General features: G+C 69.1%; 20 protein-coding genes and 2 tRNA genes. 16 read left to right on the top strand and 6 right to left on the bottom strand.

The genetic code is table 11. The annotated features are described in order from the left end of the window. Positions 1–37 precede the first annotated feature (37 nt). The 5 genes from ACZ4O3_RS20295 (at position 38) to ACZ4O3_RS20275 (ending at position 4,441) form a co-directional block, all read left to right on the top strand. A complete protein-coding gene (locus tag ACZ4O3_RS20295; RefSeq protein ID WP_467723375.1) occupies positions 38–400 on the top strand; it encodes a nuclear transport factor 2 family protein in 363 nt (120 codons plus the stop codon). A gap of 257 nt (positions 401–657) precedes the next feature. After that, a complete protein-coding gene (locus tag ACZ4O3_RS20290; protein ID WP_467723373.1) occupies positions 658–1,149 on the top strand; it encodes a nuclear transport factor 2 family protein in 492 nt (163 codons plus the stop codon). 21 nt (positions 1,150–1,170) lie between these two features. Next, the gene (gene ccrA, locus ACZ4O3_RS20285) at positions 1,171–2,502 is read left to right on the top strand and encodes a crotonyl-CoA carboxylase/reductase (RefSeq protein ID WP_467723371.1); all 1,332 of its coding nucleotides are present in this window, start codon (positions 1,171–1,173) and stop codon (positions 2,500–2,502) included. Next, on the top strand, positions 2,499–3,521 hold the full coding sequence (locus ACZ4O3_RS20280) for a 3-oxoacyl-ACP synthase III family protein (RefSeq protein WP_467723369.1): 1,023 nt from the start codon (positions 2,499–2,501) through the stop codon (positions 3,519–3,521). Before ccrA ends, ACZ4O3_RS20280 begins: the two co-directional genes overlap by 4 nt. A 23-nt stretch (positions 3,522–3,544) precedes the next feature. Next, positions 3,545–4,441, top strand: a complete 897-nt coding sequence (locus ACZ4O3_RS20275; RefSeq protein ID WP_467723367.1) for a 3-hydroxybutyryl-CoA dehydrogenase — start codon at positions 3,545–3,547, stop codon at positions 4,439–4,441. An 86-nt stretch (positions 4,442–4,527) separates the two neighbouring features. On the opposite strand, the gene ACZ4O3_RS20270 is transcribed toward ACZ4O3_RS20275, so the two are convergent. The 3 genes from ACZ4O3_RS20270 to ACZ4O3_RS20260 all read right to left on the bottom strand — a co-directional run bounded on the left by ACZ4O3_RS20270 (position 4,528) and on the right by ACZ4O3_RS20260 (position 9,867). After that, positions 4,528–5,295, bottom strand: coding sequence for a thioesterase II family protein (locus tag ACZ4O3_RS20270; protein ID WP_467723366.1), 768 nt, complete (start codon positions 5,293–5,295; stop codon positions 4,528–4,530). A gap of 105 nt (positions 5,296–5,400) precedes the next feature. After that, a complete protein-coding gene (locus ACZ4O3_RS20265; protein ID WP_467723364.1) occupies positions 5,401–9,306 on the bottom strand; it encodes a type I polyketide synthase in 3,906 nt (1,301 codons plus the stop codon). A gap of 81 nt (positions 9,307–9,387) precedes the next feature. Then, positions 9,388–9,867: an acyl carrier protein gene (locus ACZ4O3_RS20260; RefSeq protein ID WP_467723362.1), complete on the bottom strand. Its 480-nt coding sequence runs from the start codon at positions 9,865–9,867 to the stop codon at positions 9,388–9,390. A 202-nt stretch (positions 9,868–10,069) separates the two neighbouring features. Between ACZ4O3_RS20260 and ACZ4O3_RS20255 the strand changes: the two genes are divergently transcribed. Both ACZ4O3_RS20255 and ACZ4O3_RS20250 read left to right on the top strand, forming a co-directional pair. Then, the gene (locus ACZ4O3_RS20255; protein ID WP_467723360.1) at positions 10,070–10,651 is read left to right on the top strand and encodes a hypothetical protein; all 582 of its coding nucleotides are present in this window, start codon (positions 10,070–10,072) and stop codon (positions 10,649–10,651) included. A gap of 61 nt (positions 10,652–10,712) precedes the next feature. Further along, positions 10,713–11,435 carry an AfsR/SARP family transcriptional regulator gene (locus ACZ4O3_RS20250; protein ID WP_467723358.1) on the top strand — a complete coding sequence of 241 codons (723 nt, stop codon included), beginning with the start codon at positions 10,713–10,715 and terminating at the stop codon, positions 11,433–11,435. A gap of 156 nt (positions 11,436–11,591) precedes the next feature. Here ACZ4O3_RS20250 and serS read toward each other — a convergent pair whose 3' ends face one another. Then, on the bottom strand, positions 11,592–12,872 hold the full coding sequence (gene serS / locus ACZ4O3_RS20245; RefSeq protein WP_467723356.1) for a serine--tRNA ligase: 1,281 nt from the start codon (positions 12,870–12,872) through the stop codon (positions 11,592–11,594). A 171-nt stretch (positions 12,873–13,043) separates the two neighbouring features. On the opposite strand from serS, the gene ACZ4O3_RS20240 reads away from it, so the two are divergent. From ACZ4O3_RS20240 to ACZ4O3_RS20220, 5 genes are all read left to right on the top strand, one after another. Next, positions 13,044–13,134: transfer RNA gene (locus ACZ4O3_RS20240), tRNA-OTHER, on the top strand. A 232-nt stretch (positions 13,135–13,366) separates the two neighbouring features. After that, a tRNA-OTHER gene (locus tag ACZ4O3_RS20235) sits at positions 13,367–13,454 on the top strand. Beyond that, positions 13,421–15,346 (top strand): 2-oxoacid:acceptor oxidoreductase subunit alpha, encoded by a 1,926-nt coding sequence (locus ACZ4O3_RS20230; protein ID WP_467723354.1) that lies wholly within the window; start codon positions 13,421–13,423, stop codon positions 15,344–15,346. The genes ACZ4O3_RS20235 and ACZ4O3_RS20230 overlap by 34 nt, the downstream gene beginning before the upstream one ends. After that, positions 15,339–16,400: a 2-oxoacid:ferredoxin oxidoreductase subunit beta gene (locus ACZ4O3_RS20225; RefSeq protein ID WP_467723352.1), complete on the top strand. Its 1,062-nt coding sequence runs from the start codon at positions 15,339–15,341 to the stop codon at positions 16,398–16,400. The genes ACZ4O3_RS20230 and ACZ4O3_RS20225 overlap by 8 nt, the downstream gene beginning before the upstream one ends. 846 nt (positions 16,401–17,246) lie before the next feature. After that, complete coding sequence (locus ACZ4O3_RS20220) at positions 17,247–18,209, top strand: hypothetical protein (protein WP_467723350.1); 963 nt, start codon at positions 17,247–17,249, stop codon at positions 18,207–18,209. Here the strand turns inward: ACZ4O3_RS20220 and ACZ4O3_RS20215 are convergent. Beyond that, entirely contained in the window at positions 18,195–18,932 is a 738-nt protein-coding gene (locus ACZ4O3_RS20215; RefSeq protein ID WP_467723348.1) for a hypothetical protein, read from the bottom strand. The genes ACZ4O3_RS20220 and ACZ4O3_RS20215 overlap by 15 nt on opposite strands. A 372-nt stretch (positions 18,933–19,304) precedes the next feature. On the opposite strand from ACZ4O3_RS20215, the gene ACZ4O3_RS20210 reads away from it, so the two are divergent. The 3 genes from ACZ4O3_RS20210 to ACZ4O3_RS20200 all read left to right on the top strand — a co-directional run bounded on the left by ACZ4O3_RS20210 (position 19,305) and on the right by ACZ4O3_RS20200 (position 22,961). Further along, positions 19,305–21,191: a DNA/RNA helicase domain-containing protein gene (locus ACZ4O3_RS20210; RefSeq protein ID WP_467723346.1), complete on the top strand. Its 1,887-nt coding sequence runs from the start codon at positions 19,305–19,307 to the stop codon at positions 21,189–21,191. A 267-nt stretch (positions 21,192–21,458) separates the two neighbouring features. Further along, positions 21,459–22,274 carry an SAM-dependent methyltransferase gene (locus ACZ4O3_RS20205; protein ID WP_467723344.1) on the top strand — a complete coding sequence of 272 codons (816 nt, stop codon included), beginning with the start codon at positions 21,459–21,461 and terminating at the stop codon, positions 22,272–22,274. Between the two features lie 144 nt (positions 22,275–22,418). Next, complete coding sequence (locus tag ACZ4O3_RS20200; RefSeq protein WP_362721061.1) at positions 22,419–22,961, top strand: AMIN-like domain-containing (lipo)protein; 543 nt, start codon at positions 22,419–22,421, stop codon at positions 22,959–22,961. Between the two features lie 1,006 nt (positions 22,962–23,967). Here the strand turns inward: ACZ4O3_RS20200 and ACZ4O3_RS20195 are convergent. Beyond that, complete coding sequence (locus ACZ4O3_RS20195; protein ID WP_467723343.1) at positions 23,968–24,360, bottom strand: hypothetical protein; 393 nt, start codon at positions 24,358–24,360, stop codon at positions 23,968–23,970. Positions 24,361–24,663: 303 nt separating this feature from the next. Between ACZ4O3_RS20195 and ACZ4O3_RS20190 the strand changes: the two genes are divergently transcribed. Further along, the gene (locus tag ACZ4O3_RS20190) at positions 24,664–25,497 is read left to right on the top strand and encodes a PIG-L family deacetylase (protein WP_467723341.1); all 834 of its coding nucleotides are present in this window, start codon (positions 24,664–24,666) and stop codon (positions 25,495–25,497) included. Positions 25,498–25,552: the final 55 nt, after the last annotated feature.

The following is a 25,552-nucleotide window of genomic DNA, read 5'->3' as shown; positions in this document are numbered from 1 at the left end:
GTACCCGAGTACCGACGGAAGTAAGGAAGAGAGAACCATGATCGACCTGAACGACTTCGCGGCCCGCTACATCGCGATGTGGAACGAGCCCGACACCGAGCTGCGCCGCAAGGCCATCACCGAACTGTTCGCCCCGGACGCCGCGCACTACACCCCCGCCCAGGAGGTGCACGGCCATGACGAACTCCAGGAGCGTGTCACGACGGCCTACGAGAAGTGGGTGAAGCCGGGGGTGTTCGCCTTCCGCGTCGTCCCCAACGCGAACGGCCATCACGACTCGGTCCGGTTCAACTGGGAGATGTACCGCGTCGCGGACGGCTCCGCCGACTCCCGCGGATTCGACTTCATGACCTTCAACGAGCAGGGCCTGATCGTCACCGACTACCAGTTCGTCGACTGACCCTCCCGGGTTCCGCCGGCCGCGGCCGTGCGGCCGGACATCCCCCGACGGCGGACACCGGACCACGACGGCCGGAACCCGGGAGTACCAAGGGGCCACGACATTCATGTCGTGGCCCCTTTCCCCTGCCCTGGAAAAGCCTCCCGCGGTGCGCGCAGGGAGAAAGGGAGAGGTAGTCAGGAAGCCGTCAGGAAGGGGTAATTACGCCTTGCCATAGTGAAGCGAGACAGCCGTTTCCGCGGAGAGGCAGGAAATCGATGACGGGACGCAACACGCTGGTCGACCGCTGGATCGACATGTGGCTGGAGCCCGATGACGCGGTACGCCGGAAAACGGTCGAGGAGCTTTTCGCGCCGCAGGCCGTCTATTCGATGTTCAACCTCGATCCTTTCGTCGGCCACGACGCCATATACAAGCAGGTGACCCTCGCCCACCACATCTATGTGCCGCGCGGCTACACCTTCCGGTCCCAGAACAACGCCACCGGACACCACAACCTGATCCGGTTCGGCTGGGTGATGCTCTTCGGGGAGTCCGGTGAGACCGACATGATCGGCAGCGATGTGCTGGTCCTGGACGAGGCCGGCCGCATCACCGCCGACTACCAGTTCCATGACAAGCTCTCCTCCGTTCCCTACGGCGAACTCCCGTACGCGGACGAGCTGGTCCCCGGGCTCTTCACCCCCGACGAGGTCGCCGCCTACCGCAAGGTCTTCGACCGCTTTCGCGCCACTCCGCCGCGGATCTGACACCGAAGCAGGAGACTCCCCGTGGATCCACTGAGCGAAGCCGTACTGGCCGGCGCGGACGGCGACCAGCTCGCCCGCGAGCCGCTGCCCGACGCCTACCTGGCCGCCCATCTGCGTGCCGAGGACGTGGGAATGTTCGCGGGCACCGCGGACAAGGACGTACGCAAGTCCCTGCACCTGGGCCGGGTGCCCATGCCCGAACTCGCGCCCGACGAGGTGCTGGTCGCCGTCATGGCCTCCTCGGTCAACTACAACACCGTCTGGTCCGCGATGTTCGAGCCGGTGCCGACCTTCGAGTTCCTGCACCGGTACGGCCGCCAGGGCGGTTTCGCGGCCCGCCACGACCTGCCGCAGCACGTCATCGGCTCGGACGCCGCCGGCGTGATCGTCAGGACCGGGGCGGGCGTGCGGCGCTGGCAGGCCGGCGACCGCGTTGTCGTCAGCCCGGTCCACGTCGACGACCAGGAAGCGGCCACCCACGCCGACGCCATGCTCGGCACCGAGCAGCGCGTTTGGGGCTTCGAGACCAACTTCGGGGCGCTGGCCCACTACACGGTGGCCCGTGCCAGCCAGCTGCTGCCCAAACCGCCCCACCTGACCTGGGAGGAGGCGGCATCCGTCCCGCTGTGCGCGGGCACCGCCTACCGGATGCTGGTCAGCGAGCGCGGGGCCCGGATCAAACAGGGCGACATCGTGCTGATCTGGGGCGCGACCGGCGGCCTCGGCGCCTACGCCGTCCAACTGGTGAAGAACGGCGGCGGCATCCCCGTCGGTGTCGTCGGGTCGCCGGAGAAGGCCCGGCTGCTCGAACGCCTCGGCTGCGACGTGGTGCTGGACCGCTCCGAACTGGGGCTCGACGGCGCCGCGACGGCCGATCCGGCCCGCACCGTCGAACTGGGCAAGAGGCTGGGCCGTGCCATCCGGGCAGCGGTGGGGGAGGACCCGCACGTCGTCTTCGACTACGTGGGCCGCGCCACCTTCGGCCTGTCCGTGTTCGTGGTACGGCGCGGCGGCACCGTCGTCACCTGCGGGTCCAGCACGGGCTACCACCACGAGTTCGACAACCGCTACCTGTGGATGAACCTCAAGCGCATCCTCGGCAGTCACGCCGCCAACCTCCAGGAACTCGCCGAACTCAACCGGCTCGTACGGCTCGGCCGGATCCGTCCCGCCCTGTCCCGCACCTACCCCCTCGTCGAGGTCGGCGAGGCGGCCCGGCTCGTGCAGACCAACGGCCATGTGGGCAAGGTCGGCGTCCTCGCCCTCGCCCCCGAACCCGGGCTCGGCGTCAGCGACCCCGCACTGCGCGACCGCCTCGGTGCCGTCGCCCCGCTCGCCGCGGAGCCGGCGTGACCTCCCGCGGCGAGCGGCCCCGCACCGGCATCCTCGGGACCGGCTCGTACCTGCCCAAGGAGGAAGTGGGCAACGCGGAGATCGCCGCACTGACGGGGGCCGACGAGGAGTGGATCGAGAGCAGGACGGAGATCCGGTCGCGTCGCTTCGCCGCGCCCGACGAGGCCACCTCGGACCTCGCGGCGAAGGCCGGCGCCGCGGCCCTGGCCCGGGCCGGCCTCACCGCCGACGACATCGACCACCTGATAGTCGCCACCTCCACCGGCGACTCGCCCCAGCCGCCCACCAGCAGCCTGGTCCAGGACCTGCTCGGCGTCCGCCGGGCCGCGTGCCTCGACGTCAACGTCGTGTGCAGCGGCTTCGTCTACGCGCTGGTGCTCGCCCACGGGCTGATGAGCCTGCGCCCCGGCACCCGGGCCCTCGTGATCGGCGCCGACGTCTACTCCCGCATCCTCGACTTCGAGGACCGCCGCACCGCCGTGCTGTTCGGCGACGGCGCCGGCGCCGCCGTCCTCGGGCCGGTCGCGGCGCCGTACGGGCTGATCGACTTCACCCTGGCCGGCCACGGCGACCAGCACAGGCTGATCCGGGTGGAGGCCGGCGGCAGCCGTGCGCCCGCCTCGCACGAGACCGTGGACGCCGGCGGCCACTACTTCCGTATGGACGGCCGCGCCGTACGGGACTTCGCGATGCGGGAGGTCCCGCCGGCACTCACCGCACTCGCCGTGCGGTCCGGCGTCCGGCTCGACGAGGTCCATCACTTCGTGCCGCACCAGGCCAACGGTGTGATGCTGCGCCGGCTGACCGACCTGCTGGGGATCCCGCACAGCCGCACCCACCGCACCCTGGAGCGCTACGGCAACGTCGGCAGCGCCTCCGTACCGGTCGCCCTGGACAGTGCCTGCCGCTCGGGTGCCCTGCGCTCGGGCGACCTGGTCCTGCTGGCCGGCTTCGGCGGTGGCATGGCGCTCGGCGCGGCACTGCTGCGGTGGGGAGTGGGAACGGAGTGGCACCGATGAAACCTGGAGAAGGGCGGACGGCTGTGACGGGCGACGCACTGGACACGACCGGTCCCGCGGCACCGGCGCCGCCGCGGGTCGGTGTCGTGGGCGCCGGCGCGATGGGCTCCGGCATCGCGGAGGTGGCGGCCAGGGCCGGACTCGACGTCCGGGTCGCCGTACGTTCCGAGGACTCCCTGCAGGCCGGCCGGCGTCGCCTGCTGCGCTCGGTCGACCGTGCGATGGCCAAGGGCAGGCTCACGGAGAAGGACCGGGACGCGCTGCTGGCGCGGACCGAGTTCGCCGTCGGTCTCGACGCACTGGCCGACCGCGACCTGGTGGTGGAGGCGGTGCGCGAGCACGAGGCCGACAAGACCGAGGTGTTCGCGGCCCTGGACAAGACGGTGCTGGCGGAGGACGCGATCCTGGCCTCCAACACCTCCTCACTGCCCATCGTCCGGCTGGCCCTGGCCACGACCCGCCCCGGCCGGGTGGTCGGCCTGCACTTCTTCAGCCCGGTTCCGGCGATGCCGCTGGTCGAGCTGGTCGGGTCGCCCTTCTCGGACGAGGACGCGCTGGCGCGGGCCGGGACCTTCGTCACCGACGTCCTCGGCAAACGCGCCCTGCGCTGTCCGGACCGCACCGGGTTCGTGGTGAACTCCCTTCTCATCCCGTATCTGCTGGCGGCCATCCGGATGGTGGAGCAGGGCGTGGCACCCGCGGCCGCCGTCGACGACGGGATGACCCTGGGCTGCTCGCATCCCGTGGGGCCGCTCAGGCTCGCCGATCTCATCGGGCTCGACGTAGTCGCCCAGATTGCCGAGGCACTGCACGAGGAGTACGACGAGCCTCAGTACGCCCCGCCGGCCCTGCTCTCGCGGATGGTGGCCGGCGGGCTGCTGGGGAGGAAGACCGGACGGGGCTTCTACGCCCACGCCTGACCGTCGGCCGAACGAGGGGGCCCGGTACGCCTGTACCGGGCCCCCTCGTTCGACCGCGCTCCCGGACCGGATGGGCCGGGCGCCGCTCAGGCCCGGTTCCGGAGCAGCAGGTGCGCCAGGTCCGCAGCGATGACGGCGGCCTCCGCGTCCGCTGCGAGGAAGAAGTGGTCGCCCGGCAGCACGCGGGCGCCCAGGAAGCCGCGGGTGCGCGTCGACCACGAGCGCAGCGCGTCCGGCTCCATCAGCGGGTCCGCCGTGCCGCCGTAGGCCACGAGCGGGGCGGTGACGACCGCTTCGTCGTCGACGTACCCGGCGCACACCGCGATGTCGGCGCGGATCGCGGGCAGGGCGAGCGCCAGCCACTGCGGGTCGGCGTCCAGCAGATCGGCGGGCAGGGCGCCGAGTTTCGCCAGCTCCCGCACCAGCACCTCGTCCGACTGTCCGCCCGCCGCGCCCTCGACCGGCCTCCGGAAGCCCTCCGGCGCCCACCCCGCCACCGCCGTGACCGCGGGGCCCGGCAGCCCGGCGCGCTCCAGTTCCACCGTCAGGCGGTAGGCGAGAAGCGCGCCCATGGAGTGCCCGAAGAACGCGAAGGGACGGCCGTCGTCCTCCGCCGCCACGATCTCCGTCAACGTCTCCAGCAGTTCGTCCAGCCGGACGAAGGGGGGCTCGCCGAGCCGGTCCTGACGGCCCGGGAGCTGCACACTCTGCACGGCGACGGCGGAGGGGAAGAGAGCGGGCCACGCGTGGTACATGGACGCGCCGCCGCCGGCACAGTGGAACAGCAACAGCCGCAGCCGCGCGCCGGCCGGGGCCGACTCCGGTTGCAGCCACGTACCGGGCTGCCAGGACATGGACCTCACCTCGTCTGTGTCTTTCGGGCATGTCTTCTCGTACGCGGACGCCCGGACCGCCGTACGGCGGTCCGGGCGTCGTGGGCCGATGCGGAGGGACCGTCGCTAACCCACCGGCTCCGGGACGAGCCTGCGGTCGAGGAACTCCGCCAGCAACTGCACGGACGGGTACTGCAGGATCGACGCGGCGGGCAGCTCGGTGCCGAGCACCCCCTCCAGCCGGAGCCGCAGCTGAGTGGCGAGCAGGGAGTTGAGGCCGAGCTGGATGAAGCGGGTGTGCCGCCCCAGCGACTCCAGCTCGTCCACGCTCAGCACATCGGCGAGCTGCCGCAGCACCAGCTCTTCGAGGGACCGCAGCCGGCCCAGCCGGGGCGAGGCGATCAGCTCGGCCACCCCGGCGGCGTCGAGCCGTTCGTCGTCGACGACCGCCATCGGCTCGGGCAGCCGGGCGAACGCCAGCCCCTCCAGGGCGAACACCGGCTGCTCGCCCTCCAGCAGCACCAGGTCGGCGGTGAACTCCGCGTCCTCCCGGTCGGCGGGCCCGGTGCGCAGGGCGGCCCGCAGTACCGCCGCCTTCGGCTTCTTGAACAGCCGGAACCCGCCGGCTCGCACGGCGACGAAGCCCGCCGACCCGTCGACGACCGCGGCCAGCAGATGCGTCGCGGCGTCCATCAGGACCGGCGGAAGGTGCTCCACCGCATCCGCGGACAACCCGTCGACCTCGCCGACCACGATGTCTGCCGCGACCCGCCCGGCCCACCGCAACCGGCGGAACCGGGGACCGTAGTCCAGCCCGAGCCCGCGGTAGACGTCGTACACCGCCTCGTGGGTCATCCGTTCCCCGGGTTCGGCCCCGGCGATCCCCGTCCACCAGGTCCGTGGTGCCCGCCGGCCCAGCCGGGCCGTGACGAGACAGCGGGCGCCGTCCGCCGTGACCCCGGCGATCTCGACCGTGCCGTCGGGCAGCAACCAGGTGCGCAGTTCGACCGCCTCGTCCCCGGGCAGGAACAGCGTCTCGTGGAACACCAGGTCCTCGACGGTCCCGCCGGTCTCGCCGAACACGGCGTCCTGCAGGGCCGTCAGCGTCTCCAGGTAGCCCGCCACCGGGAGGAACGGCCGTTCACCCGCCCTGTGTTCGGCGAGGTAGACCGGGTGACGGGCGCTGACGAGGGTCGAGTACCCGCGCGTCCCCTGGGGCACGGCCGCCTCGCCGAGGGCCGTTTCGGCGCCGAGCAGGGGATGGGTGGCCGGCCGGCCACCGAGTCCGGTGACCTGCCGATGCCGGGTGGCACCGTTGGGCAGCCAGTAGCGCTTGCGGTCGAACACGTAGTGCGGCACCTCCGTGCGGCCGCGCTCGCGCCCGGCGTGCACGGCCTGCCAGTCCACCGCGCGGCCGGACAGGTACAGCTCGACGAGGGCCTGCCGGACCGTGGAGCCGTCCGTGTCCTGCGGGTGCGCGCTGACCAGCCAGGCGTGCTCCTGGGCGGCCACGCACTGGGCGGCCGGGGTGGTGAGCGAGCTGGACGGTCCGATCTCGATGAACACGTGCCGGCCGCGCTTCTCGATGGTGCGCATCCCGCCGGCGAAGTCCAGCGGCTCGCACAGGTGACGGATCCAGTAGTCGGGTGTCGACAGCTCGGCGGGCCGCGCCACTTTGCCGGTGACGTTGGAGACCAGCGTGAACGACGGCTCCCGGAACGTGACCCTCGCCAGCACCTCCCGCAGCGGTTCGGCGATCTCGGTCATCAGGGGCGAGTGCGAGGCGACCGGCACATTCAGCCGTGTGACCTGGAACCCGCGGGCGCGCAGGTCCGTGACGGCGCGGTCGAGGAAGTCCGCGCGCCCCGAGAGCACACACTGGCCGGGTGAGTTCACCGCACCGATCACGAGATCCCGGTACGGCTCGACCAGCGGCCGGACCTCGTCGTCGGCGGCTGCCACCGCGGCCATGCCACCGGGCACCGAGAGCGTCTCCAGGAGCCGGCCGCGGGCCGCCATCAGAGCCACGCCGTCCTCGACGTCGAACAGGCCCGCCACACAGGCCGCGATGACCTCACCGGTGCTGTGACCGATCAGCACGTTCGGCCGCACGCCCCAGGACAGCCACAACTGGGCGAGCGCGTACTCGAAGGTGAACATCGCGGGCTGGTTGTAGCGCAGGTCGTGGAAGCGTTCGGGGTCGGGCACCCTGCCGAGCAGCAGGTCCCGGACGGACCGGTCGATCAGCGGCCGGAACAGTGTGTCGCACCGGTCCACGTGCTCCCGGAAGACGGGGAACTGCTCGTACAGCACCCGGCCCATGCCGGCTTCCTGGGCCCCGGAACCCGAGAACAGGAACGCTGTCCTGCGCAGGTCGACGTGGGCCGCCGTGTCCGCGGGGCCGGCCAGTTCCCGCTCGATGAGCGCCACGAGAGCGGCCCGGTCCCGCACCAGTCCGGCCACGCGGTGCTCGAAGTGGGCACGGCCCACGTTGCCGGTGTAGCAGACGTCCGCGATGTCCGCGTCCGGGTGTTCGGCCAGGAACTCCCGGTAGCGCAGCAGCTGCAGCCGCAGCGCCCGCTTCGTCTTGGCCGACACCGTGAAGAAGTGTGAGGACCCCTGCGGGTCCTCGGCCGGGTGTACGGGCGCGCGCGGGGGCGGTGCCTGCTCCAGTACGACCGAACCGATCGCGCCCGCGAAACCGAAGCCGTTGACCACGGCGCGCCGGACCGGGGCGTCCCAGGGCCGGCCGCCCCGGGCGAGCTCGACCGGGTAGGTGTCCCACGGGATGCGCCGCGAGGGCGTGACGACCAGGTGCGGGAAGAACACGCCGGCTCGCATCTGCAGCACCGTCTTGATCACTCCGCCGACACCGGCCGCGGGTTCCATGTGGCCGATGTTGGCCTTCAGCGACCCCACGATCACGGGAGCGTCTTTGGTGTGGGACTCGGCGAACACTCCGTTGACAGAGCCCATCTCGATCGGGTCGCCGAGTGCCGTGCCGGTGCCGTGCGCCTCGACGTACTGGATGTCGGAGGGGGTGAGGCGGGCGTCAGCGATGGCCGCCCGGACGACGGCCTCCTGCGCGACGCCGTTGGGTGCGGTCAAGCCCGCGCTCTCGCCGTCCTGGCCGATCGCCGTGCCGCGGATCAGCGCCAGGACGGTGTCGCCGTCCCGCCGTGCGTCCGACAGCCGTTTCAGCACCAACACGCCACAGCCCTCCGCGCGCGCGTAGCCGTCGGCTGCGTCGTCGAAGGTCTTGCAGTGCCCGTCCTCGGCGAACACTCCGGCATGCGAGAACATCACCCAGATCTTCGGGTGGTGCAGGCAGTTGACCGCGCCGGCCAGCGCGATGTCGCTCTCGTGCCGGCGCAGCCCCTGCACCGCGAGGTGCAGCGCGGTCAGCGACGAGGCGCACGCCGTGTCCGTGCTCAGGCTCGGCCCGCGCCAGCCGAGGAAGTAGGAGAGCCGGCCGGACAGCGGGTAGATGGTGATGCCGTTGGAGAGCGCCGGATCCAGGTCTTCGTACGGTACCGAGTCCAGCTCGAAGGCGTAGTCGATGGAACTCGCCCCGATGTACACACCCCCGTTGCCGTGCCGCAGCCGGTGCGGGTCGAGGTTGGCGTTCTCCAGCGCCTGCCACGCGGTCTCCAGGAGCAGGCGCTGCTGGGGGTCGATGTAATCCGCTTCTTTTGGAGCGATGTTGAAGAAACCTGGATCAAACTGGTCTATCCCGTTCAGGAATCCCGCCGACGGGGTGCGGATCCGGCCGGGCGAGGTCTCGTCCTCCGGTCGGAAATCGGTCAGGTTCCAGCGGTCGTCCGGCAGCGGGACGATCCCCGAGCGGCCTTCGCGCAGAAACTCCTCGAACCCGTCGAGGGTGTTGTTCTCGCCGGGGAAGCGCAGTCCGACGCCCACGATGGCGACGGGTTCGCTCTTCTCCATGAGCAGGCGGCGGATCATGCGCTCACGCTGCTCCGATGGGGGACGGGCGGGGTCCTTCTCCCGGTCCGGCGAAGTCTCCTGTGGCATGGTGATGGTTCCCTTCTGCGGTGTGGCGCGCACGGCACCGGCAAAGGTCGTGGAACCCGGCGGGACAGGACCGATTCGGGCTCAGCCCTGATACAGGTCGTCGAGCGCGGCATCCCACAGCGCCTGTTCCGCGGACCGCTCGCCGTCCGGTTCGGCCGCGGGCGCGGTGGTGAACAGGTCGGCGAACACATCGGTTTCGAGATGATCGAGCAACTGCTCCACGGTCGGCCGGTTGAACAGCAGGTTCGTACTGATCGGCCGGCCGATCACGCCCTCCAGCCGCTGCTTCGCCTCGGTGATCCGCAACGACGTGAAACCGAGTTCAAAATAACTGACTTCCAGCGGGAGTTCCTCGTCGTCGGGCATCAGCAGGGTCGCCTTGAATTCGGTCACGACCAGGGTTTCCAGCGCGTCCCGGCGCTCTGACGCCGGAAGGTCGAGAATCTCTCGTACGGCAGGGGTGATGGTGCCGTCGAGCGTGCCGCGTGCCACAGCCATGGCGCCCTCCGAGTTGATGGAAATGTAAATCAGGAAGCGGTCTTGAAGCGAACTGAAAAGCAATTCAAGCAGTGCACGGCTGACCCTGTGCTGACGGCAGCCTGATATCTGGCGATGGGCGCTTTTCCGCCATGCTCCGGGCGGGTCGGCTCCCTCACCTATCTGCGAGGTAATGGACAGGACGACATGGGCTCTGACACGCTTCGCGACGGTGCGACGCAGAACACACCCGTACGGCGACAACCGTGACGCAGGGGGATCCGCAGTGAACTGCAGCCGTCTCGACGGCGCCTACCGGGCGTTGCTGCACGCCGCCCGTTCCGTTCTCGCCGGAGGCAGCAGCCGTGATCCGCACGGGGCGATGTGCTGGACCCTGTGTCATATCGCCCTCTACGACCAGATCCTGGTCGCGGCGGCACGGGAGATCGCCCGCGGTGAGACCTCGGTGGTGGTGGAGAGCGGTCCCGAGATGTGCCCCGACGTCATCGGCGCGGTGATCGCCCGACGCACCCCGAAGGACCTGGTCGACCTTGTCGACTGCACAGCCCTGAACCTGCTGGGCGTCCTCGAGTCGATCCCCGACGAACGCGCCGACACGGCCGTCCGTGTCCGGCTGGCGAACCGGACCGGTGCCTACGCGTTCGACGACTGGCTCAGCTGGCGTGACCTCATCGCGGAACGCGCGAACGAACAGCTCCCGAGGCACGCACGGTTCATCTCGCTGCTCGCCGAACTGGCCGATGCCGAAGAAGCCGACAGGCCGACCGACTGCGGTGCGGGGCACGCGCACGCGCAGGTGCGTTTTCTCGAACCCTGCCCCCACGGATCGGACGACGACGATGCTTGAGTTCTGTCTTCTAGGCCCCCTGGAAGTCTGTGCGGGCGGCCTGACTCATCCCGTTCGCGGTATGGCCCAGCAGATCTTGCTGCTCGCACTGCTGCTGTCCCCGGCCGGCCTGGTGACCTCGGAAGCCCTCAAGTACGAGCTGTGGGGCGACTCCTGGCCGGACAACTCCGAGAACTCCCTGCACGCCCACGTCAGCCGGCTGCGCCGGCAGCTCAGAGAGCTGGAGCCGGAACCTGGCATACCGCGCCTGCTCAGTGAACACACCAGTTACCAGCTGCTTTTCACGGACGACGAAGTCGACGCCTGGCGCTTTCGGGCGACCGTGTGGGAACTGCAGAAGACGGCGGACGACATGTCGCCCGGGCTCCTCGCCGCTTCGGTGCGCTCGGCCCTGGCCGACTGGCGCGGGCCCGTCTTCGGCGGCGCGGTCGGCGGCTCCATCTGCCGGGTGGGCGGCCGCGCCCTGGAGAAACTGCGCTACGAAGCCCTGGAGTTGCTCTTCCGCGCGGAGCTGCGCTGCGGCAACCACGCACGGATCGTCCCCGAGCTGGTCCCTCTTGTGACCACGTACACGCCGTTCCTGCAGCGGTTCAGCGAACAGCTGATGATCGCCCTCTACCGCTCGGGCCGGCAGGTGGAGGCTCTCCAGGCGTACCAGCGGGTGAAGAACATCCTGGTCGCCCATGGTGACGCACCTGGCGACCGGCTGCGGAAGTGCGAGCAGGCCGTGCTGACCCAGAACTCTGTCCTGGTCTCCGTGTCCGCGGCACTGCATGCGGCCTGACCCCGCCCCCGGCCCTACCCACCGGATCCGCCGCCACCCGGCCCGCACCACAAACGGCCCCGGCCCGTCCAGGACGGGCCGGGGCCGTTTGTGGTGCGGGCCGGGGTGCTCACAGCCGGATCCGACGGACCTTCGGCCCGTCGGATCGTCGGACTGCTACGAGCCGGCCGTCGGCTTTAGGACGGAGCGCTCCGTGAGATACGGGCGCAACGCGCGGGGCACCACGACCGCCCCGTCGGCCTGCTGGTGGTTCTCCAGCAATGCGACGATCGTGCGCGGTACGGCGCACAGCGTTCCGTTCAGTGTGGCCGCCGGCCCCTTCACCGACGCGCCACGGACCCGGACCCCCAGCCGACGTGCCTGAAACTCGGTGCAGTTCGAGGCGGAGGTGAGTTCCCGGTACCGTCCCTGGCTCGGGATCCACGCCTCGATGTCGAACTTGCGCGCCGCTGACGCGCCGAGGTCGCCCGCCGCCACGTCGATGACCCGGTAGGGCAGTTCGAGAGCATCGAGGAACTCCTTCTGCCACTCCACGAGCCGTCGGTGCTCCGCCTCGGCCTGCTCGGGAAGGGCGAACGAGAACATCTCGACCTTGTCGAACTGATGGACACGGAAGATGCCCTGTGTGTCCCTGCCGTAGGCCCCCGCCTCACGCCGGAAGCACGAGGAGAAGCCTGCGTAGCGCAGCGGTAACTGCTCCTCGTCCAGGACCTCCTGCATGTGATACGCGGCCAGCGGGACCTCCGACGTGCCGACCAGATAGAAGTCGTCCTGTTCCAGCCGGAAGACGTCGTCGGCGGCCTGGCCGAGGAAGCCAGTGCCCGCCATGGCCGCGGGCCGTACCAGGGTGGGGGTGATCATCGGGGTGAACCCCGCCGCGCAGGCGCGCTCGACGGCCATGGTGACCAGCGCCAGTTCCAGCAGTGCCCCGACTCCGGTGAGGTAGTGGAAGCGGGAGCCGGAGACCTTCGCGGCCCGCTCGACGTCGATCGCGCCCAGCAGTCGCCCCAGCGTCATGTGATCGCGCGGTGCGAAGCCCTCGGCCGTGAAGTCCCGCGGAGTCCCGTGCTGTTCGAGGACGACGAAGTCCTCCTCGCCGCCGGGCGGAGCGTCACGGGACACCACATTGGACAGCCGGTTGAGCAGGCGACGGGTCTCCCGGTCGGCCGCGCGCTGGTCGGCCTCGGCGGCCTTGACCTCCGAGGCGAGCTCGGCCGCGCGTACCAGCACCGGAGCTCGCCCCTCGTCACGGGCCGCCGCGACCTCCTTGCTCAACTCCTTCTGTCGACGGCGCAGTTCGTCGAACCGCCGACCGGTCGCTCTGCGTGCCTCGTCCGCCGCCAGCACGGCGTCCACGATGTCGGGATCCTCGCCGCGTGCGCGCTGAGATTGCCGCACCAATTCCGGATCGGTACGGATCAGTTGAAGATCAATCATATTCTGAAGTTTATCTTCGCAGGCATCCCAGGGGAATACGGAAATCCGGCGGACGGACCCACTCGCGGCACTCCAAAGCTGTCAGGAGAACGTCAGTGCCTGGTAAGGGCGGGCTGCCAGTATTTATCTCGGAAGGCAACGGAGCAGGGGCAAGAGTCTCCGGGCCGACCAGGAGAGGTATCCGAAGTGGCCTAACGGGTCCCGGATTTCTCCGGGAGGGTCTTCATGGCCCGCGCAGGTTCGAATCCTGCCCTCTCCGCCACGGGACACCACGGTAGGGCCCGATCCTGTCTGCCCTCGAACAATCGCAGGTGAGGGCCGGGCTGGTATGGAAACCCCCTGAGGCGCGCGTTCACCTCGGGGGGTGTTCTGTCTGTTTCCCCGGGTGAGCGGCCCAGGAATCAGTCGTGTGTCAGCGTGAGGCAAGGGGAGACCGGCAGTATTGCCAGTGTGAGCCGGTCAGCGGTGGAAAGGACCTCCGTCCGGGTCGGCTGGGAGAGGTATCCGAAGTGGCCTAACGGGTCCCGGATTTCTCCGGGAGGGCCTTCATGGCCCGCGCAGGTTCGAATCCTGCCCTCTCCGCTCGCTTAATTCGTCCACGTGAGAGGCGTTCGCCGGTGACGCATCAGACACTGCGGCTCGACCGGGCCGTCATCCGGTTCGCGGGGGACTCGGGTGACGGTATGCAGCTCACCGGCGACCGCTTCACGTCGGAGACGGCGTCCTTCGGTAATGATCTGTCAACTCTTCCGAACTTCCCGGCCGAGATCCGGGCCCCGGCAGGCACCCTGCCCGGGGTGTCGTCCTTCCAGTTGCACTTCGCCGACCACGACATCCTCACCCCGGGTGACGCGCCGAACGTGCTGGTCGCGATGAATCCGGCCGCTCTGAAAGCCAACATTGGCGATCTGCCGCGCGGCGCGGAGATCATCGTCAACACGGACGAGTTCACCAAACGGGCGATGCAGAAAGTCGGCTACGACACCTCGCCCCTGGATGACGGCTCACTGGACGGTTACAACCTCCATCCGGTGCCGCTGACCACGCTGACAGTGGAGGCACTGAAGGAATTCGACCTCACCCGCAAAGAGGCCGAGCGCAGCAAGAACATGTTCGCGCTCGGCCTCTTGTCATGGATGTACCACCGGCCGACCGAGGGCACGGAGAAGTTCCTCAAGCAGAAGTTCGCCCGCAAGCCCGAGGTCATGAACGCCAACCTGGCGGCCTTCCGCGCGGGCTGGAACTTCGGCGAGACGACGGAGGACTTCGCGGTCTCCTACGAGATCGCGCCGGCGACGACCGCGTTCCCGGTCGGCACCTACCGGAACATCTCCGGAAACCTGGCCCTGGCCTACGGCCTGGTCACGGCGAGCAGGCAGGCGCAGCTGCCGCTGTTCCTCGGGTCGTACCCGATCACCCCGGCCTCCGACATCCTGCACGAGCTGTCCAGGCACAAGAACTTCGGGGTGCGGACCTTCCAGGCGGAGGACGAGATCGCCGGTATCGGCGCGGCGCTGGGGGCGGCCTTCGGCGGTTCGCTCGCGGTGACGACGACGTCCGGTCCCGGGGTGGCGCTGAAGGCGGAGACGGTCGGGCTCGCGGTCTCCCTGGAGCTGCCGCTGCTGGTCGTCGACATCCAGCGCGGCGGCCCGTCCACCGGGCTGCCGACCAAGACCGAGCAGGCGGACCTGCTCCAGGCGATGTACGGCCGCAACGGCGAGGCGCCGGTCCCGGTGATCGCCCCGCGCACCCCCGCCGACTGCTTCGACGCGGCGCTGGAGGCGGCCCGGATCGCGCTGACGTACCGCACGCCCGTGATGCTCCTGTCGGACGGCTACCTGGCCAACGGCAGCGAACCCTGGCGGATCCCGGAGCTGACCGAGCTGCCCGATCTGCGGGTGCGGTTCGCGAGCGGACCCAACCACACCCTGGACGACGGCACCGAGGTCTTCTGGCCGTACAAGCGCGACCCGCAGACCCTCGCCCGCCCCTGGGCGGTCCCCGGCACGCCCGGTCTCGAACACCGCATCGGCGGCATCGAGAAGCAGGACGGCACCGGCAACATCTCCTACGACCCCGCCAACCACGACTTCATGGTCCGCACCCGGCAGGCCAAGATCGACGGCATCACCGTCCCCGACATCGAGGTCGACGACCCGGACGGCGCGCGCACGCTGGTGCTGGGCTGGGGTTCGACGTACGGCCCGATCACGGCCGCGGTACGACGGCTGCGCGCGGCCGGTGAGCCGATCGCGCAGGCGCACCTGCGTCACCTGAACCCGTTCCCGAAGAACCTCGCCCCCGTGTTGAAGGCCTACGACAAGGTGGTGATCCCCGAGATGAACCTCGGTCAGCTCGCCACCCTCATCCGGGCGAGATACCTGGTGGACGCGCATTCGTACAACCAGGTCAACGGCATGCCGTTCAAGGCCGAGCAGCTCGCCGCGGCGCTCAAGGAGGCCATCCATGACTGACGTCACCGACGGACTGCTCCAGCTCGTGCCCAAGGCCGAGGCCAGACAGTCCATGAAGGACTTCAAGTCCGAGCAGGAGGTGCGCTGGTGCCCGGGCTGCGGTGACTACGCGATCCTGGCGGCCGTACAGGGATTCATGCCGGAGCTGGGGCTGGCGAAGGAGAACATCGTCTTCGTCTCCGGGATCGGCTGCTCCTCCCGGTTCCCGTACTACATGAACACCTACGGCATGCACTCCATCCACGGGCGGGCGCCGGCGATCGCCACCGGACTCGCCACCAGCCGACGGGACCTGTCGGTGTGGGTGGTCACCGGTGACGGCGACGCCCTGTCCATCGGCGGCAACCACCTCATCCACGCGTTGCGCCGCAACGTCAACCTGAAGATCCTCCTCTTCAACAACCGCATCTACGGGTTGACGAAAGGCCAGTACTCACCCACCTCCGAGATCGGGAAAATCACCAAGTCGACACCGATGGGTTCGCTGGACGCCCCGTTCAACCCGGTGTCGCTGGCGATCGGCGCGGAGGCGTCCTTCGTCGCCCGCACCATCGACTCCGACCGCAAGCACCTGACCGAGGTGCTGCGCGCGGCCGCCGCCCACCCGGGCACGGCCCTGATCGAGATCTACCAGAACTGCAACATCTTCAACGACGGCGCCTTCGACACCCTCAAGGACAAGCAGTCCGCCGACGAGGCGGTGATCCGCCTGGAGCACGGCCGGCCCATCCGCTTCGGCGCGGACGGCGCGCGCGGTGTCGTACGGGACCGGCTGACCGGTGACCTGGCGGTGGTCGACGTGACCGCCGACAACGAGTCCGAGATCCTCGTCCACGACGCTCACTCCCCGTCCCCCACCACGGCCTTCGCGCTGTCTCGGCTGGCCGACCCCGACACCCTGCACAACACGCCCGTCGGCGTCTTCCGCTCGGTGACACGGCCCGTCTACGACGTCCAGATGTCCGAGCAGCTGGACACCGCCGTCGAGCAGCACGGCAAGGGCGACCTCGCGGCGCTGCTGGCCGGCGGCGACACCTGGACGGTCGTCGGCTGACCGCGCGTTGGAAGACTGGATGGACTCCTGGTAGGCGGTTATGACGGACCGGCCGGCCTGGGGATACCGATACGCGATGTGTGACTGTACTGAGCGTACAGCCCGGCTCGTCTGCCGCTGAGGTCCTTTGGCCAGCGAACAAGCTGGTCAGAGACTCTTTTGAGACTGGGGTGACCTTAGACAGACCCTGTTCCGAACCGCTTCGAACGTGGTCGCACGGCTACATACGCAGCCACGAAAGCAGCCGGCGGGTGCGGGGAGAGGGCATCGGCCATGGGGTCTGATCTGCGGCCGGCCTCGACGGTCCTGGGTCTCCGGGTGGCCCGCCGCGATGGTTGAGCAGATTACGAGGCCATGGCCTGCTTAGCTTGATCATCACCTGACGTGCAGGCCGACTCGTCTGCCCGTAGCGTCATCCTCTCGACGCGACAGCTCCGGTGGTTCTACCTTCTAGGTCTCTCGTGCTACCCGCGCAGGGGGACTGATGCGGTCACACAGATCGAGGCTCGTCGCGGCCGTACGGTTTCTGCTGTCCGTACAGATGGTGCTCTCGGGGAAGACCTTCCTTCCGGGTAACGGAGTGCCCGATGACAGTCTGCACCTTTGGGTATGCCGGGCCGAGGGATGTCGCTGGGCACGACTCCTGACGATCAACCGGGGTGATTTCGACAGCTGTGCCGCGCACGGTGACACGTTTGTCCATCTGGCCGAGAGCTCGGACAGGGACAGGGTCTGGGACGTGAAGTGCCCGGATCGCAAGTGCTCCAAGACCAAGTGCATCGGGCAGTACGACAAGCAGACCCACACGCCGGATTACTTCCGCTGCGACGAACACAGGGGGAGCAAGTGAGCCAATTGGGCGCGCTGGGCGTTGCGGATGCAGATCTCACCCCTCGACTGAAGTTCGTCAACATCCTTCCTTCTGCCCTGCTCATCACCGTTGTCGTCGCGCTGATCCTCGGCGGTGCTCCCGCGCACGCCCCCAGCTTTGACCGGCTACTCGGCAACGCCCGTTCGTACGGCTGGCCCGGTGCTGTTCTCGCATCGGTCGGAGCCCTTGTCGCGGGCCTGCTGCTGCAGCCGCTCGAACTTGCCTCCATCCGGCTCCTGGAGGGATACGTCAGCGCGACAGGCCCCCTGGGGCCGCTGGCCAGGATGGGTACTTGGGTGCAGGCCAACCGCAGGTCCAGGCTGCTCTGGCAGCGCAACCGTCTGCAGTACGACGACCCCCTCAGCGCTCAGGATGCGCAGTTCCGGCTCACTCGCATGCCGCACACCCAGCCCGTCCTGCCTACGGTTTTGGGAAACCGCCTGCGTGCGGCGGAGGAACGGGCCGGCCGCCCCTACAGACTCGACTCGCTGCTGACATGGCCGCGCCTCTACCACGTCTTGCCTCAGGAAGTCCTGCAGACGATCTCGGAGAGCCGCAACGAACTTGACACCGCGGCCCGGTTGTGTCTCTCGTTCGCTCTCACCTCGGCCGTCACGACTGGGCTGCTATTGCTCCATCCCTGGTGGCTGCTGCTTCCGGCAGCGCTCGCCGTGCTGTCGTGGTTCGCCTACCGAGCGGCCGTCCACGCGGCGACCACCTATGGAGACACGGTGGCGGCCGTGATCGATGTCTACCGCATGAGGCTTCTTCAGGAGATGCGCATCGCTCTTCCCAAAGACACGGACGAGGAACGCGAACTCAACGAGAAACTCATCGCCCTGTGGCGGAGGAACGACAAGAATCCGCTGCCCAGCGCCGTGAAGTACGACACCGGAGGCAGCGGTTCCGACGGGCAATCAGGGTCAGGAGGAGCCTGAGGTCTCCTCGATCTCCGCGACCCTGCGGATCTCGATTCCGCCGAGCAGCGCCAGTGCCTTTATGTGCAGGGTCTGCCTCTCGGGGATCTCAGGAGGACCCACGGGCGGCTGGCGCCAGTGGGACGAGTAGCGCTCGACCGTCCACTCCCAGCCGTGCGGAACAAGAATGTCGACGCCGCTCAGTACAGCCGTCACCTCGAGCCGGGCCTCGCGCCAGGCACGGCCGTTGGCGTCGACGTTCTCGTGCAACTGGGCCTTCCTCAGGTCGATCACACATCCACTGGCGAATGCCATGACCGTCGCGAGCGAGAACTCCCCCTGAGGCCACACCACTCGTCGTGCCTCGGCCACCGACACCAGTCGCGTTACGAGCAATCCTCTAGCCGCAGTTGTGGTGGCCGCCATGCCGGCGAGCATGAACGTACCTGCGAAGAGCAACGCCAGCGGCCACACGTAGGGCCGGACGGAGGGTGGGAGCGGGTCGCGGGTCAGGACGAGGAGGAGTGCACCGACGACGGCGACGACGAGTGGTCCGCGCAGGACGTTCTTCGTTGCGAGGAGGAGCCGCAGAGCGCCGCCGAGGCCGAGCACCACCAAGGCGAGGGGCCACCAGTCCCGCAGGGCGGCGAGAACGTGCGCCGAGGGCGCGAGCCGGTCGACGAGGGCGGTGAGACCGACGGCGAACAGCGCCAGCGCGATCCATATGCGCAGATGGCTTCTCACAGAGGTGAACGTTAGTACAACGTGCGTACATGCCACGCAGGCGGCGGCTGCACCGGCCCCGGCCCACCCGGGCTGAGTCATGTTCTTCGCCTTCGTGGCGTCGCATCGGAGGTCGGCGGAGCCATTGTCGGTGAAGGTCAGTCGTGTGTCCGAGGGCAGAGGCCATGCGCGCCGGTGTCTCTGCGTCGCCAACGGAGACCGGGCACGGCGTCTGCTTCCGCCACTGCGACCAACGGTACGACTGTCAGTACCGCCAGGTACCCTCAAGCACATCGTCAACGCGGCCCGACGGGCTTCCGCTCCACCCCGGTGGAGTCTCGAAGGACATGCCCCCACCCGCACGAATCTCTTCGTGCTGCCTGGGGGAAGTCCTTGCTGTTCCGCGCGTCCGCGAAAACGGTCGCCGTCATGGCACTCGACGGTTCGCTGTTCCTGCACCTCACCGAGAATTTCGTCCACATGCACGGCTATCGGCCCGGCACCTCGGAGGCGCGCTCCTGGGAGCGCAGCATCCCCGTCCTGGCCGCCGCACTCAACGACGCCGGCTTGGGCGACGTGGAGGTCATGCTGGAGTACTCGCTCCCACTGAACAGCAAGCGTGCGGACGTCGTGCTCGCCGGAGTGCACCCGGCCACGGGCGAACCGTCGTACGTCGTGGTGGAGCTGAAGCAGTGGAGCCAGGCACTGCCCCACGAGGACGACCTCACCCTCTGCCATGTCGACGCCTATGCACATCCGGTCCTCAACCCCATCGAGCAGGTGCGCCGCTACTGCGAGTACCTCGTCAACTTCAACGGGGCGGTGTCCGAGCACGGCCACCGGGTGGCCGGAGTGGCCTATCTGCACAACGCCACCGAGTTCGGCGTGGCCGGGCTGCGGGAGATCGAGCGCGACGGCAAAGGCCTGCTCTTCACCGCGGAACGCCGCGGGGCCCTCCTCGACTACCTTCGCAGCAGGCTGAGCGACAGGCACCCAGGAGCCGGGGCGGCGGACGAACTCCACGCAGGCGTCACGGCGCCGTCGAAGCAGCTCATGTCGGTGGCCGCCGAGGAGGTGCGCGAGCGCACGCAGTTCGTCCTTCTCGACGAGCAGCAGGTCGCGTACCGCATGGTGCTCAACGCGGTGGAGAACGCCAAGCGCGCCGATCGCAAGGAGGTCGTCATCGTCACGGGCGGTCCCGGCACCGGTAAGAGCGTGATCGCTCTCCAACTGCTCGGCGAGCTCTACCGGCGCGGGATCGCGGCGTTGCACGCCACCGGTTCGCAGTCGTTCACGAAGACGATGCGGAAGGTCGCCGGCGCCCGCAAGCGGGAGGTCCAGGACCTGTTCAAGTACTTCAACAGCTTCATGACGACCGAGAAGAACAGCCTGGGTGCCCTGATCTGCGACGAGGCGCACCGCATCCGGGAGACCTCGGCCAACCGCTACACGCGCGCCGCGCACCGAACCGGCAGGGCACAGATCGACGAACTCATCGACGTCGCCTACGTACCCGTCTTCTTCCTCGACGAGCACCAGGTCGTCCGCCCCGGCGAGATGGGCACCGTTGCCGAGATCAAAGCGGCGGCCGCGAAGCGGGGCATCCCCTGCCACGTCGTCCCGCTGGACAGCCAGTTCCGCTGCGGCGGCAGTGACGCTTACCTGCGCTGGGTGGTCCGCCTCCTCGGCCTGGAGCCGGGCGGGCCGGTCGTATGGGAACCCGACGACCGCATGCATTTGCTGGTCGCCGACAACCCGCAGGAGATGGAAGCTTTCCTCCAAGCCCGCCGGGCCCAGAACTACGGCGCCCGTATCTCCGCGGGCTACTGCTGGCGCTGGTCCCCGGAACCCAAGCCCGGCGACCCGCTCCCGCCCGACGTCGTCATCGGCGACTGGACCCGTCCCTGGAACCTGCGCGGTGACCGCGCCGTCTCCGGCGCACCCCCGGCCGCCCTGTGGGCCACCGACCCGGCAGGCTTCGGACAGGTCGGATGCGTCTACACCGCCCAGGGCTTCGAGTACGACTGGTCCGGCGTGATCATCGGCCCCGATCTGGTCTGGCGCGGCGATCGCTGGGTGACGGACCGCACGGCGTCCAAGGATCCGGTGTTCAAGCGCTCTACGCCCGACGCCGATGTGGACCGCCTGATCCGCAACACGTACAAGGTGCTCTTGACCCGCGGAATGGTCGGGACGGTCGTCTACTCCACGGACCGGGAAACCCAGGACAAACTACGAGAGCTGGTGGGTGCTGACCGACATGTGACGGTCACGCCGTGAACGACGGGCATACCCACACAGCTTTCTCGCCAAGTTGCCGCTGACATGCCATGCCGGAGGAGCCGCTGCGCGCCCTCCTGGCCGAGGACCGTCCGCGTCACCAGCGAGTCGCGGCTGTCCGGCTGTTGCGGGCGACCGGGGGGATGTAGGTCCGCGGCGGACGCTCGGTATGCCCGTGTGCGTGAACTGCGCGCCCGCGTACGGGAGTTCGATCGTAGGATGTGTCGCGAACGGTTCCCGCCCCTGGTTGAAGGACGTGCGCCTGTCATGAGTGACCCCGCAACGACGCCCGAGCCGGCGGAGCAGGACAAGATCGATACGTCGGTGCCGCACTCCGCGCGTATCTGGAACTACTGGCTCGGCGGGAAGGACAACTACCCCGTCGACGAGCAGGCGGGTGACGCCTACACCGAGGTGTTTCCCGGGATCGTCACCATCGCCCGGAGCAGTCGGGCCTTTCTGCGGCGGAACATCGCCTATCTCGTGGCCGACGCCGGGATCCGGCAGTTTCTCGATGTCGGGACCGGGCTTCCCACCGCGCAGAACACGCACGAGGTCGCCCAGGGGCTCGCTCCCGAGGCGCGGATCGTCTACGTCGACAACGACCCGATGGTGCTCGCCCACGCCCGTGCCCTGCTGACCTCCACCGAGGAGGGCGCGACCGCCTACATCGACGCCGACGTGGCGGAGCCGGACCGCATTCTCGAAGCCGCCGCCGCGACACTGGACTTCGGGCGGCCCACCGCGCTCATCCTCAGCAACATCCTGGGGCACGTCGGCGATCTGGAGCAGGCCCGTTCCATCGTCACGCGGCTGATGGGGGCGCTGCCCTCGGGGAGTCATCTGTCCGTCAACGACGGGTCGCGTGGCATCGACCCCGTCTTCGAACAGGCCCAGGACGCCTACAACAGCAGCGGTGCCGTTCCGTACAACCTGCGGTCCATTGACGAGATCACCGCTTTCTTCGACGGTCTGGAACTCGTCGAGCCCGGTGTCGTCTCGGTGACCGAGTGGCGGCCGGAGCCTGGTTCGGGGGTCCCGACGGTCGTCGCCGAGCATGGTGGGCTTGCGCGCAAGCCGTAGCGGTGGAAACGGGAGTGGGCTCAGGCAGCAGGTGGTGCGGGCGGGGTGTCCGTGTCTCGATGGGCGGCTCCGGTGCGCACAACCTTCCGAGGGGCCGCAGGTCTGAGAAGACACACACCTGCGCGAGCTACCAGGGGGGTAGTCATGCGACGGATAGGTACTGCACTGGCCGCGATCATGTTGGCGGGCGGTGGGCTGGTGGCCGGGACGGTGCCGGCGGTTGCCGCGCCGGCGGCTGCCGTCGACTGCGCCGTGTCGTGGGGGAGTCTGGAGAAGAGCGGTGACGCCGATGCCGGGCGGCGGTTGACCGACGTGCGGGCCGGGCAGCACGAGTGCTTCGACCGGCTCGTCTTCGACGGCCTGGGGGCGGGGGACGCGCCGATCGGGTTCACGGTCCGCTACGTCGACGTGCTGCACCAGGACCCCAGCGACGTCGTGGTTCCGATCAAGGGCGGGGCCGTTCTGGAGATCTCGCTGTTCTCGCCGCGCTACGACCCGGCCACCGGACAGCCCTACCCCGCGCTTCCGTCCGTCGGCGTCACCGGGTACCGGACCTTCCGGGAGTTCAAGGTCACCGGTGGCTCCGAGGGTTACACCCAGGCCGGACTGGGTGTCCGCGCCCGGCTGCCGTTCCGGGTCTTCCAGACCGCCAACCATCTCGTGGTGGACGTGGCGCACACCTGGTGAGCGAAGCGGTCGTACGAAAACGGAATACGGTGCGCGGCGTTCCCCTGTCGTAGGGGGAGCGCCGCGCACCTGTGTCCGTGCTCGTTCGGAGCGGGGTGGCACCCAACTCCGGGCCCCTTGTGGGTTATGGAGTGGAGCGAGGCAGGTGATTCCTGAACCGGCGTACGCCCCGTCGTACGTGCGGTGTCACTCCCGGGGGTGAACGGGGTGCCATTCAGGAACCCGTTGGTGGCGTGTGGAGTCCGAACAGGCATGTAACAGGTCTTGTTGTCGGGCACGCGGAGTGCGAGATCTTCCCTATTGCCGGCGCCGCATTCCTGAGCGCACGCGTGCCGGGAGTCCTGGGGCTATAGATTGTGTTTCCGTCCGTACGTGGCCGTCCGACGGGGTTGATGGCGGGACGGCGTGCGGATCGGCGACGGTGATCAGGGATCGCCGCAGGTTGTACCTGATGCGTTTGCGTTGCGCCCGTGACCGGCGGTCGAGGAGCCGTCCGGTGTGACGGGAGCGGCATACGCTGCTTCATGTTGGTGTATCAGTCAGGAGTTCCCGGTGCCCGATCCTGTTCCCACGGCATCAGGGATGCCCGAGTCCGGTTCTGGAACGCCGGATATCCCGTCGCAGAACGGGGCCCGCCCGAATGGACGTCGCGGTTCGGGACGGGAGGGCGCGGGACACGACTCCTCCGTGGGCGGTGCATATATCCACAGTCCTGGAACCGGATCGTCGAATAGCCGTTCAGATACTCCGCCCGAAAGCTTTCTGGATTTTCTGGACCGTCTTTCGGAGAGGGTTTTCACAAAGAACGACAAGGCGTGGCCGGCCGTGTTCCAGTTCGCTCTGCTCGTGCTTTTGCTGCCCACGTCACTGGTCGCCGTCATGATGGTGGCCCACGCCGCGGGCGTCCCCGGCTGGGCGATCGCCTCGGGGGCGGTGACATCGGCCGGTGGGGTGGGTGTGGCGACCGTGAGCCGCCGTCGCCACACCGGCCGTCGTTCCGGGCGGTCTAACCGGCGTCAGGGATCGCACCGGCGCCGTTGACGGCCGTGCGCTCGAACTCGCCGGAGGTGGTCCAGGCGGCGGTGCCGGGTGGGCCGGCTGCCGGGCGGCGGGTGCGGCGGGTGCGCCGGGTGCGACGCAGCAGGCCCAGGGCCACTGCCAGGGCGGTCGACGCCGCTTCCACGGCCAGGAACACCGCCGTTCGCCCCGAACGGGGCACGGCGAGGGCGGCCGCGGTCGCCAGGGCGAGCCCGAGGACCGTGCACGCGGCGACGAACAGGGCGGACGACGTGGTCCGGCCGGCCTCGGGGCGCGGACGCCGGTGCGCTCCGCCCGGGTGCTGCCCGGAGGAACTGTGCGGAGGGAATCCCTCCGCGCGATCGGTTTCCTGTGCGGTCATCGTGGCCCCCACGGCATCGCCCCTCATCACTTACCGTCACTGTCTAGTTACCCATCATCCAGGGTTCAGGACATGCTGCGCTGGATATCGCCGCATGCAACAACGCGACTTTTGTCCAATGGGTTCTCCCGGCCCGGCGCGGTGGGAACAGTCCGGCCGGTCGGCGCCGTTGCATCGGTGGAGGAAGCGGTGCCGCCCGGGCGGTGAGGATCGGTGTGCTCGGGAGTCTGTCGTCGAGGGGCGCCCGACCGGGTGCCCGCCGTGGACTCGGACCGAGGACTTTCCCAGCAGGAGGACTGTTTCATGAACGACCGGCCCTTGACGCTCATGGCCGTGCACGCCCATCCCGACGACGAGGCCACGAGTACGGGAGGTGTGCTCGCGCGGTACGCGGCGGAGGGTATGCGCACGGTCCTCGTGACCTGTACCGACGGCGCTTGCGGTGACGGGCCGGGGGGTGTCAAGCCGGGGGAGCCCGGACACGACCCGGCGGCCGTCGCCGCGCTGCGGCGGCAGGAGCTGGAGGCCAGCTGCGAGATCCTGAAGATCACCGATCTGGAGATGCTGGGCTACGGCGACTCCGGGATGATGGGCTGGGCCTCCAACGACGCTCCCGGGGCGTTCTGGCGGACGCCGGTCGAGGAGGGGGCCGCCCGGCTGGCGGAACTCATCCGGCAGTACCAGCCCGACGTGGTCGTCACCTATGACGAGAACGGCTTCTACGGGCACCCCGACCACATCCAGGCCAACCGCATCACGATGGCGGCGCTGGAGATGACCGAGTCGGCGTCGAAGGTGTACTGGACGACGATGCCCCGCTCGGCGATGCAGCGGTTCGGCGAGGTCATGCGCGAGTTCGGTGAGGACATGCCGGAGCCGGATCCCGCCGAGGCCGCGGCGCTCGCCGAGATCGGACTTCCCGACGACGAGATCACCACCTGGGTGGACACCACCGGGTTCGGCGGCCAGAAGTTCGACTCCCTGGCCGCGCACGCCAGCCAGGGCGAGAACATCTTCTTCCTGCGGATGGGCAAGGAGAGGTTCACCGAGCTGATGGGTGTCGAGACCTTCGTACGGGTGCACGACACCACCGGCGCGGACCTGCCAGAGGACGACCTCTTCGCAGGACTGCGCTGATCTTCGCCGGGCTGCGGGGAGCCCGGGCTGCGCTGATCTTCGCGGGGCCGCCGAG

It is taken from the genome of Streptomyces sp. NPDC026515, from assembly GCF_055567595.1.
Note: the sequence above shows the minus strand (reverse complement) of the source record. Positions and strands in the feature narration are given on the sequence as shown.

Coding starts and splice junctions, on each gene's coding strand:
- ACZ4O3_RS20200 (WP_362721061.1), top strand. CDS start 22,419: ATGCGACGGATAGGTACTGCACTGGCCGCGATCATGTTGGCGGGCGGT.
- ACZ4O3_RS20195 (WP_467723343.1), bottom strand. CDS start 24,360: ATGACCGCACAGGAAACCGATCGCGCGGAGGGATTCCCTCCGCACAGT.
- ACZ4O3_RS20250 (WP_467723358.1), top strand. CDS start 10,713: ATGGCCCAGCAGATCTTGCTGCTCGCACTGCTGCTGTCCCCGGCCGGC.
- ACZ4O3_RS20265 (WP_467723364.1), bottom strand. CDS start 9,306: ATGCCACAGGAGACTTCGCCGGACCGGGAGAAGGACCCCGCCCGTCCC.
- serS (WP_467723356.1), bottom strand. CDS start 12,872: ATGATTGATCTTCAACTGATCCGTACCGATCCGGAATTGGTGCGGCAA.
- ACZ4O3_RS20270 (WP_467723366.1), bottom strand. CDS start 5,295: ATGTCCTGGCAGCCCGGTACGTGGCTGCAACCGGAGTCGGCCCCGGCC.
- ACZ4O3_RS20205 (WP_467723344.1), top strand. CDS start 21,459: ATGAGTGACCCCGCAACGACGCCCGAGCCGGCGGAGCAGGACAAGATC.
- ACZ4O3_RS20190 (WP_467723341.1), top strand. CDS start 24,664: ATGAACGACCGGCCCTTGACGCTCATGGCCGTGCACGCCCATCCCGAC.
- ACZ4O3_RS20295 (WP_467723375.1), top strand. CDS start 38: ATGATCGACCTGAACGACTTCGCGGCCCGCTACATCGCGATGTGGAAC.
- ACZ4O3_RS20290 (WP_467723373.1), top strand. CDS start 658: ATGACGGGACGCAACACGCTGGTCGACCGCTGGATCGACATGTGGCTG.
- ACZ4O3_RS20230 (WP_467723354.1), top strand. CDS start 13,421: ATGGCCCGCGCAGGTTCGAATCCTGCCCTCTCCGCTCGCTTAATTCGT.
- ACZ4O3_RS20225 (WP_467723352.1), top strand. CDS start 15,339: ATGACTGACGTCACCGACGGACTGCTCCAGCTCGTGCCCAAGGCCGAG.